13 protein-coding genes are annotated in these 12,539 nt (G+C 73.7%); 4 read left to right on the top strand and 9 right to left on the bottom strand.

Going from position 1 to position 12,539, the window contains the following annotated elements; genetic code table 11:
* Positions 1-31 precede the first annotated feature (31 nt).
* The 5 genes from ACQSSQ_RS15750 to ACQSSQ_RS15730 all read right to left on the bottom strand — a co-directional run bounded on the left by ACQSSQ_RS15750 (position 32) and on the right by ACQSSQ_RS15730 (position 5,200).
* Positions 32-682 (bottom strand): response regulator transcription factor, encoded by a 651-nt coding sequence (locus ACQSSQ_RS15750; RefSeq protein WP_431328060.1) that lies wholly within the window; start codon positions 680-682, stop codon positions 32-34.
* Positions 679-1,842, bottom strand: a complete 1,164-nt coding sequence (locus ACQSSQ_RS15745; protein ID WP_431328059.1) for a sensor histidine kinase — start codon at positions 1,840-1,842, stop codon at positions 679-681. Before ACQSSQ_RS15745 ends, ACQSSQ_RS15750 begins: the two co-directional genes overlap by 4 nt.
* The gene (locus ACQSSQ_RS15740; RefSeq protein WP_431328058.1) at positions 1,839-2,999 is read right to left on the bottom strand and encodes a hypothetical protein; all 1,161 of its coding nucleotides are present in this window, start codon (positions 2,997-2,999) and stop codon (positions 1,839-1,841) included. The genes ACQSSQ_RS15745 and ACQSSQ_RS15740 overlap by 4 nt, the downstream gene beginning before the upstream one ends.
* A 108-nt stretch (positions 3,000-3,107) precedes the next feature.
* Entirely contained in the window at positions 3,108-4,466 is a 1,359-nt protein-coding gene (locus tag ACQSSQ_RS15735) for an FtsX-like permease family protein (protein WP_431328057.1), read from the bottom strand.
* On the bottom strand, positions 4,463-5,200 hold the full coding sequence (locus ACQSSQ_RS15730) for an ABC transporter ATP-binding protein (RefSeq protein WP_431328056.1): 738 nt from the start codon (positions 5,198-5,200) through the stop codon (positions 4,463-4,465). The genes ACQSSQ_RS15735 and ACQSSQ_RS15730 overlap by 4 nt, the downstream gene beginning before the upstream one ends.
* 97 nt (positions 5,201-5,297) lie before the next feature.
* On the opposite strand from ACQSSQ_RS15730, the gene ACQSSQ_RS15725 reads away from it, so the two are divergent.
* Positions 5,298-5,972 carry a hypothetical protein gene (locus ACQSSQ_RS15725; protein WP_431328055.1) on the top strand — a complete coding sequence of 225 codons (675 nt, stop codon included), beginning with the start codon at positions 5,298-5,300 and terminating at the stop codon, positions 5,970-5,972.
* A 3-nt stretch (positions 5,973-5,975) separates the two neighbouring features.
* On the opposite strand, the gene ACQSSQ_RS15720 is transcribed toward ACQSSQ_RS15725, so the two are convergent.
* Positions 5,976-6,800 (bottom strand): SDR family NAD(P)-dependent oxidoreductase, encoded by an 825-nt coding sequence (locus ACQSSQ_RS15720; protein ID WP_431328054.1) that lies wholly within the window; start codon positions 6,798-6,800, stop codon positions 5,976-5,978.
* Positions 6,801-6,897: 97 nt separating this feature from the next.
* Here ACQSSQ_RS15720 and ACQSSQ_RS15715 point away from each other — a divergent pair, with 97 nt between their 5' ends.
* Positions 6,898-7,353 (top strand): MarR family winged helix-turn-helix transcriptional regulator, encoded by a 456-nt coding sequence (locus ACQSSQ_RS15715; protein WP_431328053.1) that lies wholly within the window; start codon positions 6,898-6,900, stop codon positions 7,351-7,353.
* Positions 7,346-7,981 (top strand): hypothetical protein, encoded by a 636-nt coding sequence (locus ACQSSQ_RS15710; protein WP_431328052.1) that lies wholly within the window; start codon positions 7,346-7,348, stop codon positions 7,979-7,981. Before ACQSSQ_RS15715 ends, ACQSSQ_RS15710 begins: the two co-directional genes overlap by 8 nt.
* 96 nt (positions 7,982-8,077) lie before the next feature.
* Here ACQSSQ_RS15710 and ACQSSQ_RS15705 read toward each other — a convergent pair whose 3' ends face one another.
* Positions 8,078-9,769, bottom strand: coding sequence for an ABC-F family ATP-binding cassette domain-containing protein (locus ACQSSQ_RS15705; protein WP_431328051.1), 1,692 nt, complete (start codon positions 9,767-9,769; stop codon positions 8,078-8,080).
* Between the two features lie 182 nt (positions 9,770-9,951).
* Positions 9,952-10,548, bottom strand: coding sequence for a DUF1707 SHOCT-like domain-containing protein (locus ACQSSQ_RS15700; RefSeq protein ID WP_431328050.1), 597 nt, complete (start codon positions 10,546-10,548; stop codon positions 9,952-9,954).
* Positions 10,549-10,678: 130 nt separating this feature from the next.
* On the opposite strand from ACQSSQ_RS15700, the gene ACQSSQ_RS15695 reads away from it, so the two are divergent.
* A complete protein-coding gene (locus ACQSSQ_RS15695) occupies positions 10,679-11,902 on the top strand; it encodes a hypothetical protein (protein ID WP_431328049.1) in 1,224 nt (407 codons plus the stop codon).
* A gap of 56 nt (positions 11,903-11,958) precedes the next feature.
* On the opposite strand, the gene ACQSSQ_RS15690 is transcribed toward ACQSSQ_RS15695, so the two are convergent.
* Positions 11,959-12,459 (bottom strand): hypothetical protein, encoded by a 501-nt coding sequence (locus tag ACQSSQ_RS15690; RefSeq protein ID WP_431328048.1) that lies wholly within the window; start codon positions 12,457-12,459, stop codon positions 11,959-11,961.
* Positions 12,460-12,539: the final 80 nt, after the last annotated feature.

Here is a 12,539-nt window from a genome sequence, read left to right as displayed (position 1 = left end):
CCCGTCGAGCGAGCGCAGCGGGTCGGATCCCCTACCGCCCCGCCGGCACCAGCCCGGTCTCGTACGCGACGACCACCGCTTGCGTCCGGTCGCGCGCGCCGAGCTTCGCGAGGACGTTCGCGACGTGCGTCCGGACCGTCTCCACCCCGAGCACGAGCTCCGCGGCGATCTCCGGGTTGGACAGCCCGCGCGCCACCAGCGCGAGCACCTCGGCCTCGCGCGGGGTGAGCGCCGGACCGTCGTACGTCGTGCGTGCCGGGCCGTGGCGCAGGGCGAGCCGTCGCACGGACTCGGGGAACAGCAGGCTCTCGCCGGCGGCCACCGCCCGCACCGCGGCGACCACCTGCTCGGCGTCGGCACGCTTCAGAAGGAAGCCCGAGGCGCCCGCGCGGAGCGCGTCGAAGACGTAGTCGTCGCTCTCGAACGTCGTCACGACGAGCACCCGCGGGGCCGGGTCGAGCGCGAGCACGAGCTCGGTGGCGCGGATGCCGTCGACCCCGGGCATGCGGACGTCCATGCACACGACGTCCGGGGCGAGGCTGCGCGCGGAGGCGAGGGCGGCCGCACCGTCGCCGGCCTCGCCCACGACCTCGATGGCGGGGTCGCTCTCGAGGATCGCCCGCAGGCCACGACGGACGAGCGGCTCGTCGTCGACGAGCAGGACGCGGATCGTCGTGGTCACCGCGCTCCCCCCGGGCGGTCACCGAGGGGCAGCGGGAGCCGGGCCACCAGCTCCCACGTACGACCGACCTGCTGGACGTCGAGCTCCCCGCCGAGCAGCGCGACGCGTTCGCGCAGCCCGTCCAGTCCGCGTCCGGCGGAGCGCGGAGCGCGCCGCGCGGGGGGATCGTCCGGTACGCCGTTGCGGACCGTCACCACGACGGCGTCCCCGACGCGGGTCTCGAGGTGGATGGCGCGCCCGTCGCCGTGCTCGAAGGCGTTGGTCAGCCCCTCCTGGGCGATCCGGAACGCCTCGCGCGACACGAGGTCGGGCACCCCGGTCGGGTCGGCGAGCGTGGTGCGGACGTCGGCCCCGCCCGCGACGTAGGACGCGACGACGACCGGGACGTCGTCGAGGTGCTGGACCGGGGCGCGGTCCGCCGGCCCGGGCTCGTCCCGCAGGACGCCGAGCGCGTGGTCCAGCTCGGCGAGCGCCCGGCGCGACGTCTCCGCGATGATCGCGAGCGAGTCCTCCGCGTGCTGCGGGTCGCGCGCCACCATCTGCCGACCCGCGGTGGCCTGCAGCGAGATGACGCTCAGCGCGTGGCCGATGCCGTCGTGCAGGTCCCGGGCGAGCGCCCGCTGCGCCTGCTCGCGTCCGATGCGCTGCTCGGCAACCGCCAGCCGGTCGGCAGCCGTCGGCCCCAGGCACACGACCGCCAGCCGCGCGAGACCCGCACCGAGGGCGACGACCAGGACCAGGACGCCCATCGTGGCGAGAGCACCCAGAGCCCAGCGGAGCTCCGAGAAGGCGAGCGGGATCCCGACCACGAGCGAGGTCCCGGCGACGCCGCCGGCCAGCACGTGGGCGAGGACGAACCAGGTGGTCCTCCAGCGGTGGCCGCGCGGATCGGCCGGGTGGTCGAGCAGCTCGCCGGGCGGCTCGAGCAGGATGCGGGCTGCGGCGACCTCCATGTCGCGCACCCCGGGGAACAGCGAGACCGCGACGAGCAGGGTCGCGACGAGGATCGCGCCGCCCACCGCGACGGCGGGGTTGGCGGCTTCCTGACCCGTCGCGGCGACGCTGATCCCGAGCAGCCCGAAGGCCAGGAACAGCGCCGCCCCGATGAGGAGGAAGACCGTGCGGAGCAGCACGGTCCTCGCCTCGACCCGAACGCTCATGCAGCCATCCTGCCCGGCACCGGTGTCGGCCGCGGTGCGGTCCCGTCCTCCAGTCGGCGCCGGCGGACGTACCCCCAGACGGCGACGGCGAGCGCCGGGCCCCACAGCCAGAACGGGAGCAGGAGCAGCATCCAGAGCGCCTCGGTGTCGCCGTCGGCGGCCTGCTCGAACGACAGGAGCGCGATCGACGGCGCGGACGCGGTCAGCACGAACGCGACGGCGTACCCGGGCACGGCGGCGGCCGCGACGGGGACGTCCCGCCCACCGACGAACGGCATCCAGGCCGGGAAGACCCGCCCCCACGGCCGGACGAGACCGAGCGTGAGGACCGAACCCCCGAGGGCGGCGGCACCGAGCATCAGTCCCCACAGCCGCATGGACGGGTCGAGGTCTGCGGGGGAGATCGGGCCGGTGAACATCCCCTCGGGCAGCAGCCACGTCGCGCGGACGGCGACGTACGGGAGCGGACCGAGGACCGCGACGACCGTCGCGACGGAGACCACCCGGTCGATGAGGGCGGAGGGGCGCCGCAGAGCGACCGTGTACGGCGCGGCCAGCGCGAGCACGACCGCGAGCCACTGCGCCGTGGCGAGCGCCAGCCCGAGGATGAGCCAGGGCCGCGCGCCGACGCGGGCGAAGCCGCCGCCGAGCTCGCGGACCATCTCGGCGACCGCGTCGGGCGCCAGCGACCCCGACGCGACGCCCCACCACGCGACCAGCGCGACGGCGACCACGGCGGTGACCCGGGCCGCCGTGGAGCGGCGCAGGGCGGAGACGACGAGGACCACCGCGACCAGCGGGATCGTCATGGCGCAGAGGTAGCCGACGAACGAGACGAGCTGGGTGTCCATGCAGAAGGTGACCAGCACGAGCGTCACCAGGGAGGCGGGGACGAGGAGCCTTCGTCGCGCGTCGGGTGCGGCGCTCGGACGCGCGAGAGCGGCGGCGATTGCGAGACCGAGCAGCCCGGCGAGCGCGAGGAGTGCTGCCGACCCCCGCTCCGGCAGCAGCCCGACGAGGGAGACCGCGCCGGACGAGTGCCGGAACGGGTCCGCCTCGGGTGCGACGAGCCACCAGGCGCCGAGCGCGGTGGCGAGCGCCGAGATGACCGCGAGCGGGAGCGGTGAGCGGACACGGGTCACGAGATCGTGGAGCACGATGACCTCCTGGGAGAGGGATCAGGACTCCTTCAGCCTCGTGACGGACGACGCCGCGCGGCTCCCCCGTACGGGGGAGCCGGGGACGGCGGCGGGGGAGATCGACCCCTAGGCCACCGTCCGGGCCACCGCTCGCGAGCCCGCTGCCCCGGTCAGCACGAGGCCCGACGCCGCCGCGACGCAGAGCAGGTACTGCAGGAGCACGCCCGGGTCGGACGCCGGCTGCAGGCCGACGACCGGCACCATCACCATCAGCACGGTCACCGTCGCGACGCCGACGCTGACGGCGAGGGGCACGAGCGTCTCGCGCATCCGCGCCCGGTCCAGCGTGCGGTGGTCGGTCCCTGCGAGCACGAGCGCACGGTGCTCGTCGCGCTGCTCGATGACCCGGCCCGCCTGCATCACGCCGGTCGAGACGGCCGCGAGCAGGCCGGCGATCGCCAGGGTGAGGAAGCCGCCGGTCTTGAGGTCGGCGATGAAGGCCGCCTCGTCGGGACGCGTGCCGTCCCCGGGGTCGAGGAGCGAGAACGTCGCCGTGAGCCCGGCGATGAACGCCGCGAGCGCGACACCGCCGACGGACCGCCACGCCGACTTGGGGGAGTCGGCGATCCGTCGCCCGGCGAGCAGCGTCGGGACCGACCGCGCCGTCGCGGCGGTCGTGCGACCGACCACCCAGATCACGAACGGGCCGACCAGGTTGATCGTCGCGAAGGTGACCAGGAGCAGGCCGACCATCACGCCGAGCGCGATGCCGATCGAGCCACCGGTGAGCTGGGGCGCGACGACGAGGGCGGCCGCGGCGCCGACAGTCGCGAGGACGCGCACGGCCCGCATCCCCGGCGGCGTCACCCGGTTCGCGACGCCCAGCGGCGTGATCGCCACCCGGCGCAGGCTGGCCACGGCCGACAGGACCGCGACCACGACCACGGCGACGATCGCGCCGAGGACGACCGGGATCCCGACCCAGAGCTCGCCGAGGCCGAACGTCCGGTCCTGGAACCGCACCTGTGCGACCACCGGCACCAGCAGCGCGTACCCGGCGATGCCGATCACCGCGCCCACCAGCGCCTGCGCGGCCGCGTCGAGGACGGTGAGCCCGGCGACCTGGCTGCGCGTCGCCCCGCACAGGCGCAGCGCGGCGAGCCGCGCGTCGCGGCGCGCGGCCGCCATGCGTGCCGCCGCCGCGCCGAGCGTGCCGAGCGGGACCAGGATGAGGAGGACCGCGATGCCGGCGAGGAACGGGTACTGGACCTCGTACGGCGTCTCGGCCACCTCGAGTCCCGCGCGGATCCCGTCGGCTCCACCGGCACGGTCCCAGAACGCCTGGAAGCCGCCGGTCACCACGAGGAGCACGGCGGTCGTCGTCGCGAAGGCGATGACGGCGAGCACCTCCGTGAGCCGCTGCGGGTCGCGGCCGCGAGAGCTCCGTGAGCGGAGCATCGTCCAGAGGGAGAACGTCGTGCTCATCGGCCGGCCTCGCCCGCAGCGACGGCCTCGTGGACGTACGACCCTGTGATGCGCCCGTCGCGCATCGTCACCATCCGCGAGCAGTGCCGGGCGACCGCCTCGTCGTGCGTGACGACGACCAGCGCAGCGCCCGTCGCGCGGGTCGCGGAGGTGAGCACGCTCAGCACGTCGGCCCCCGTCGCCTGGTCGAGCGCGCCGGTCGGTTCGTCGGCGAACACGACCCCCGGTGCGCCGGCGAGGGCGCGGGCGATCGCCACGCGTTGCGCCTGACCGCCCGACAGCTCGCCGGGGCGTCGGTTCTCCATCCCCGCGAGGCCGAGGTGCGCGAGCCACGCGGCCGCGACCCGGGTGGCCTCCTTGCGCGAGGTGCCCGCGAGCATCAGCGGCAGCGCCGCGTTCTCGACCGCCGGCAGCTCCGGCAGCAGCTGCCCGGACTGGAAGACGAAGCCGAAGTCGGTGCGACGCAGCGCCGTACGACGTCGGTCGCCGAGGGCGGCGAGGTCTGCTCCGCGCCACAGGACGGAGCCCGCCGTCGGCGCGAGCACACCGGCGAGGCAGTGCAGCAGCGTCGTCTTGCCGGACCCGGACGGGCCCATGATCGCGAGGGACTCGCCCGGTGCGACCGTGAGGCTGACGCCGGTGAGGGCATGGGTGGCGTTCGCGCCGTCGCCGTAGGTCTGGACGAGGTCCGTGGCGATCAGGGGTGCGGGTGCGGAAGGGTCGTGGTGCGGCATGCCCTCACGCTAGGAATCTGGCGCGCCGCCTTCGTCCGTCTGCGGGACGGACTCCGGGGTCTCGCGTCATACTCCGGTCGGAGACCCGAGGAGCACGATGACGACTGCGGAGCGCTTGATGGCGGCGTACCGAGCCGCGTGGGAGCACCGGGCGGCGACGGGCGAGGCGGCGCCCGCGGTGCTGCGTACGGAGATCGACCGGGCGGTCGGCGCTGAGGAGCTGTCCGACGAGGCGGTCGCTGCGATAGTCGACCTGCTGCGGGGAGCCTGGAGCCGAGGGACTCCGCCCGACCGGCTGTGGCGACCGCTGCTGGCGGCAGAGGTCAGGTCGACCGTCGGCACCGTGAAGTCGCTCCTCCAGCTGCTCCGCACACCGCGGGAGCTCAAGCGGCCGCGCGGGCTGATCGAGGTCTGCGACGCCCGCGACGGCGACGAGGAGGAGCTCGGCTACGCCCTCGTGACCTCGCTGCCCTTCCACATCGGCCCGACCACGCCGGACGTCCTCGCGTGGGCGTGGTCGATCGCGTACGACGGTGAGGACCCCGCGGTGGACGTGCCGGTGTGGGTCGACGTCGTCGACGCGTCGGGCTCCGCGGTGGTGATGGTCGGCGTCCGCCGCGCCGGGACGACGACCGTGCCGGCCGGGACGTACGCAGTGCTTCGCTGGCTCGACCGGCGCAAGAAGCGGTGCATCCTGGACGGCACGCTCGAGCTGCGCCGCCGCACGGACGGCCAGGTCGTGGTCGAGGAGCTGACGGCCGAGCTGCCGTGACGCCTACTCCGTCACCGGGACGGCCAGGAAAGGCCGAAGCGCGTCGAACACGCTGTCCATCAGGGCCTGTCCGAGCGCTGCGTCGCTCGCTTCGGGGCTCGGCGCGACGAGCTGCCCGTCGTCGAAGTAGTCACCACCCTGCGCTTCGTCCGTGAGTGCGGCGAGCACGTTGCGCGCCCCGTGCCGCAGGCTTGCGCCGCCGGTGCCGAACATCGCGTGCAGCAGCGACGTGCTGATCACGCCCGGGCTCAGGCACACCGGAAGGATCCGACGCGGCGCGACGCGCGCGGCGAGCCAACGGGTGTACAGGATGATCGCCAGCTTGGAGCGCGCGTACGCGCGCACCGGGTCGTAACCGTGCTCGAGCTCGAGGTCGGCGAGGTCGAGCCGTGTCATCCGATGGGTGGCGGACGCGAGGTTGACCACGCGGGACCCACGGGTGAGAGCGGGCAACAGCTGCTCCGTCAGGAGCACCATGGCGAGGAGGTTCACCTGAAGGGTCCGTTCGTGACCGTCGGTGGTGAGGCGACGCGCCGGGGACCCGGGGACTCCCGCGTTGTTGATCAGTGCGTCGACCTGCCCGTCCGCGGCCGCGACCATGGCGCGGGCGCCTTCGACCACGTCGGCGAGCCGCATGAAGTCGCACGGCACGTAGACGACCGTCGCCTTCCGGCCGTCCAGGTCGCGCACGACCCCGTCCACCTCGGCGGCCGACTCCGGGCCCTGGACGATCAGCCGGCGGGTCATCCCGGCGAGCTCGCGGGCGGTCTCGAGCCCGATGCCGCTGGTTGCTCCGGTGACGACGACGGTCGACTCCTCGGTGATCATCCTGGCGCTCCTCGCTCGGCTCGGAGCCACAGAGTAGCGACGGCCGGCGCCCCAGGGGCATTTGTGATGCTTCTACATAGTGAAGTATCATCACGATATGTCGGACACCCCGCTCACCGTCACCGCGCTGGACCGGATCCTCGAGGTCACTACCCTGCTCGGTGACGACATGGCGTCCGCGCTCGGCGACCTCGGCCTCACGCCCTCGCGCACGCACCTGCTGTGGGTGGTCGCGCAGAGCGGGCCGAGCACCCAGCGCGCGCTCGCCGACGCCCTCGACGTGAGCCCTCGCAACGTCACGGGGCTCGTGGACGCGCTCGTCGAGTCCGGCTTCGTCGTCCGCGAGCCGCATCCGGAGGACCGTCGCGCGTTCCTCGTGTCCCTCACCGACAAGGGTGAGGCGACCTGCGCCTCCCTCCAGGAGGGCCAGACGACGCTCGCCGGGCAGCTCTTCGACGACGTCGACGCGGAGATGCTCCGCACGCTGGTCGCCGGCCTCGACCACGTCGTCGCCCGGCTCCGCACGCTCCTGGAGGAGGCCCGCCATGGCTGACCTGCGACCGAGGACCCTCGCCCGCCAGGTCTGGTGGCTCGTCGTCCTGGAGAAGAACCTGTACGTCAGCCTCGCCCGATGGCTGGTCCGCCGCCCCGATCGCGGCGGACCCGGCGCGACGCCGTACGGGTACGCCCGCATGGTGACGCCGATGATGGGCCTGTGGATCTTCGCCTCCGCCGCGGAGGTGCCGCTCATCCACGTGCTCGTGCCGTGGGAGGGGATCCGGCTCACGCTGCTCGTGCTCGGCGTGTGGGGACTCGTGTGGATGATCGGGTTCCTCGCGAGCCTGCACGTCTACCCGCACCTCGTCACGGACGAGGGCATCCGGATCCGCAACTCGGCCCTGGTCGACCTCGTCGTGCCGTGGGACGTCGTGGCGACCGCGGGGATGCACGACCACGACTTCCCGTCGACGATCCGGACCCTTCAGGTGGTCGAGTCCGACGAGGGCGTCGAGGCGGCCGTCACGGTCTCCGGGCGCGTGAACGTCACGCTGGAGCTCCGTGCGCCGTTCGCCCTGGCGACGCGCGAGGGCGAGCGGCTCGTCGACCGCATCAGCCTGTGGGTCGACGAACCCCGCGACCTGGTCTCCCGGGTACGGCGGAGGTCGGTCACGTCGCCGTGAGGATGCCGGCGGGCCTCCAGACGGCTCCGCTTTCGTGCACCGAGCGACGCGAATACCCGGCGCTCGGTGCACGGAACCGGCGCCTCGTACCGTCGGTCACGTCGCCGTGAGCGCGAGCGTCTCCCCGTCCCACTGCCGACGCCACCACCGGTCGTGCGTGACCAGCACGACCGGGACACGCGAGGTGCCGAGCGCCTCCTGGAGCTCCTCGACGAGCGCGACCGAGAGGTGGTTGGTGGGCTCGTCGAGCAGAAGGAGCTGCGGCGCGGCACTGACGACCCGCGCCAGCGACAGACGGCGCTGCTGGCCGATCGACAGGTCCCCCACCGCCTTGTCGAGGTCCCGCGGGTGGAGCAGCCCGGTCCTCCGCAACGCACCGCGCCACTCCTCGGCCGGACCCTCCCGCCCGTCGGCGAAGACGGCCAGCGCGCTCGCGCCAGGATCGGCGAACCGGTCCTCCTGCGGCAGGTAGCCGATCCGCAGCCGCCGCTGACGGCGTACGGCCCCGGTGTCGGGCTCGATCGACCCGGCCAGGACGCCCAGCAGCGTGGACTTGCCGGCGCCGTTGGGCCCGACGACGAGCAGGCGCGTGTCGGCGGTGACGTCGAGCGCGTCGAGACGCAGGCGTCCCGTCACCGTGATGTCACGCGCGGAGACCAGGACGCCGTCGGCCGCACCACCCGTCGCGAGGCCCGCGAACGCGCGCTTCTCCGGCGGTGGCGGGACCGGGTTCTCCTCGAGGCGGGCGAGCCGGGTCTCCGCGTCTCGGACCCGGCGCGACACGGCCGCGTCCTTGCGCTCGCCGAGGAAGTGCCCGATGAACTTGTCGTTGTCGCGCGGCGGCCGGTAGCCCTGGTGCCCGACCTGCCGGCTGCCGCTGTCGAGCACCGCCTTGGCCTCGTCGTACGCGTCCTCCCACGCGGTCCGTGCCTGGGCCCAGCGCACGCGGGCCGACGCCTTCGCGTCGAGGTACGCGGTGTAGTCGCCGGTGTAGCGCGCGGGTCCCGTGGAGGTCGTGCCGTCCGGTGCCACGTGCAGCGTCGGGTCGAGGTCGAGGATCGCCGTACAGCTCGCGTCGAGGAACGCCCGGTCGTGCGACACCACGACCACGGCGCCGCGCTGCTCCTTCAGCGCCCGCTCGAGGTAGTCCACCGCGGCGTCGTCGAGGTGGTTGGTCGGCTCGTCGAGGAGGATGAGCTCTGCCGACGTCACCAGGGCGAGGGCGAGCGCGAGGCGCGACCGCTGCCCGCCGGACAGCGTCGCGAGCGCCCGGTCGTCCGAGAGGTCGCCGAGCCCGAGGCCCGCGATCGCTCGCGCCGCGCGCGCGTCGGCCGACCAGCCGTCGCGCCGCTCGTACGCGTCGAGGACGTCGCCGTACGACTCGAGCGCCTCGGCGTCGCCGTCGGCCATCGCCTGCTCGAGACTGCGCATCTCCTCCTCGAGGGTGCGGAACTCGGCGAGCGCGCCGTCGATCGCGTCGCGCACCGTGCCGTCGTGCGGGAGGTCGGGGACCTGGCCCAGGTACGTCACGTGGGCCGGCCGGGTCACCGTGCCGTCGTCGGGCGCCTGGAGGCCGGCGAGCACGCGCAGCAGCGTCGACTTGCCGACGCCGTTCTCGCCGACCAGGCCGAGCCGCTCGCCGGGGGAGGCGGTGACGTCGAGGTCGTCGAGGACGGGACGCAGGCCGTACGCGACGGAGATGCCGCGCGCGACGAGGGCGCGCGTCGTGGCGCTCGCGGGGGTCGCGGACGTGCGGGAGGTGCTGGAGGGGGAGAGCGGAGAAGACACCGAGGAACCTCGTGGGGGTCCGGAGGGGCTCGCCGGGCGGAGGCCGCGGACGCGAGCGGGATCGGTGTCAGTTCTTCATCGCCCCTCAAGCATGCCACGGAGGGTCAACCGGTTAACGGAGGGCCGTCGCGTCCGGGCTCCGCGTCCGGGCTCCGCGTCCGGGCTCCGCGTCCGGGTCAGCGTCAGGGCTTCCGTGTGACGCCGACGCCGCCCCAGAAGGCGAAGCCGCGGACGCGGACGGTCGGCGAGTCCGCGGTGACCTCGCTGTCGTCGCTGGGCCCGCCGAAGCCGCCCATGATCCCGACGCCCTCCATGACGACGCGCGTCTGCGGGCTCACCACGATCTCTGCACCGCCCATCACCGCGTTGACGGTGATGACGACCTCGGGTGCGCTGAACCGGGCGCGCCGCGTGTCGATGTGGGCGCCGCCCATCACGGCGGTGACCGTGAGCTGCTGCGGGACGAGCCAGTCGCCCTTGCGCTCGTACCCGCTCATGATCGCGACGCCGGACTCGCGGGTCGGCTCGCCGGTGGGGACGACCGGGTTGGTGCGGCGTGCCGGTGTGGCGCCGGGCAGCGCGGGCGTGGCGGTGAGGTCCTCGGTCAGCGGGACGAGGTCTCCGACGGTCTTGGCGCGGTACGCCGCCCCGAGCCGCTCGTCGAGCTCGTCGACGTCGATCCGGCCGTCGCCCGCCGCGGCGCGGAGGATCTCGGCGACGTGCTCACGGTCGGCGTCGGACACGCGCATCCGCCGCGTGGCGTCCTCGGGCTGCTCCATGGGCGCCAGGCTACGGCGAACGCCGACCGGGAGGAACGCTTGCCCGCGCCTCGTCGGCGCCGCTAGCGTGCTGCCACCCTTCGGCTCCCCCTCGGCCGACGGACTCCGCTCCGCCGCCGAAGGGACCGTCATGCCGCGCTCGACCCTGTACGCCGCCGCCGCGGTCGCCGTGCTCCTGCTCGGAGGGTGCGGCGGGGACGATCCACCGGAGGCCGTGGCCACGACGCCCGGCCCGTCCGAGACGCGGTCGTGGCCGAGCGCCCGCCCCTCGGCCACGGCTCCGCAGGAGCCGACCGTCGCGGATCTTCCCGCCGGGGCCTACGACGTCGTGACGCGAGTCCGGCACCTTCGCGGCGACGACCTCCTCACGGGCGTCGCCGCAGTCGGTGAGGACGGCACGCTCCTGTTGACCAGGTCGCGTCAGTCGATCGAAGGACCGCTGGACGAGATCGGGCCGAGCTGGTTGGTGCTGCGGGAGCCGGACGGGCGTACGACGACGATCCGTCCGCCCGAGCGGAAGAAGAACGAGCAGATCGCGGGTGCCGAGTTCGACGATCGCCACGTCGTCTGGATGGGCGACGCGGCTGTCGAGCTCGGGGTCGCTCCGTGGGTGCTCTACGCCTACGACCGCAGCACGGGCGGCGTGCGGGAGCTCGCGCGAGCTCCCGAGCTCGACGGCCGGGTGCCGCCCGCGCTGCCTGGCTACACGGAGCCGCAGATCCACGAGGGCTACGTCTTCTGGGCCCAGGCCGGCGGAACCGTCGGCAAGGAGACGGTCGACGTGATGGGGTGCCGGATCAGCGCATGCGTCCCGGAGGTCTACGTCGAGAACGCAGCCTTCCCCGACGTCGCGGGGGACGCCCTCTACGCGATCCGTACCCGGCGTTTCGCCGGTGCGGGAAGGAGCCCGTCGATGCAGGTCGTGCGCCACGACCTCCCGACGGGGGACGTACGCGTCGTCAGGACCATGAAGCTGCGCGAAGCCGCCCCGTCTGGCCTCAGCGCGAGCAAGCGCGGTGTCGCCTGGACTCTTGACGGCTCGCAGGGCACCTCGATCGTCGTCCGCGACCAGGCTTCCGGCCAGGAGACGGTCTTCCGCGGAGCACCGCACGAGAGGTTCGGCTACCCCGCGATGACCGAGCGGCTCGTCGCCTGGGCGGAGGGCTCCGGAAACTCCTCCGACGAGCTCGGCGGCTACCTGTACGACCGGAGGACGGGAGAGCGCTGGGCCATCGGCAACGCCTCCGGCCTCTACGGCATCGAGGGTGCGGGATCAGTCGTGCAGTGGCAGGAGGCTCGTCCGGAGCGCGACGGCGGCGAGCGCATCGTGAACGTCGTCGCGCGTCTGCGCTAGGACGACGACGGGCGCGGGACCGAGGTCCCGCGCCCGTCCGGATCAGTCGGCCGTGATCAGTCGCCGACCTTGTCGGCTGCCGACTTCGCGGCCTTCTTCGCCGCGGTCGCGGTCTTGCGGGCCGACGTCGCGGCGCCCTTCGCGGCAGTCTTCGTCGACTTCGCGGACTTCTTGGCGGTGGTGGTGGCCGCCTTGACCTTCGTCTCTGTGGCCTTGACGGCCTCCTCGAGATCAGCGGTCGCCTGCTGCTTGCGGATGCGGCCGACGAGCGACTCGCCACGCTGCGCGAGGCCGGCGTAGGTCGTCTCGAGGTCCTTGAGCGCCTCGAGCGCCGCAGCCTGGGCCTTCTCCGGGAGCACCTTGAGCTGCTCGGGCAGGGCCTTCAGCTGCTCGGGAACGGTCTTGAGCTGCTCGGGCAGCCCCTTGATGTCGCTGAGGACGCCGTCGACGTCCTCCGACGACGGGACGGACGCGCGTACCTTCTCGACGACGATGTCGCCGGCGCCGACGACCGCGTACAGCGGGGTCGGGCTCGTGATCTGATCCTTGATTGCCATGGTTTCCCCTCGGTCTGACGGGTCCCCGCCGTGCGGTGGGAACACCTTCAGTGTCGGCCGTGCTGCTTGCAATTGCAAGC

The organism is Mumia spirodelae (genome assembly GCF_050632745.1).
Lineage (GTDB): Bacteria > Actinomycetota > Actinomycetes > Propionibacteriales > Nocardioidaceae > Mumia.
The sequence above is the reverse complement of the archived record's forward strand: the minus strand, read 5'-3'. Positions and strand labels throughout refer to the sequence as shown.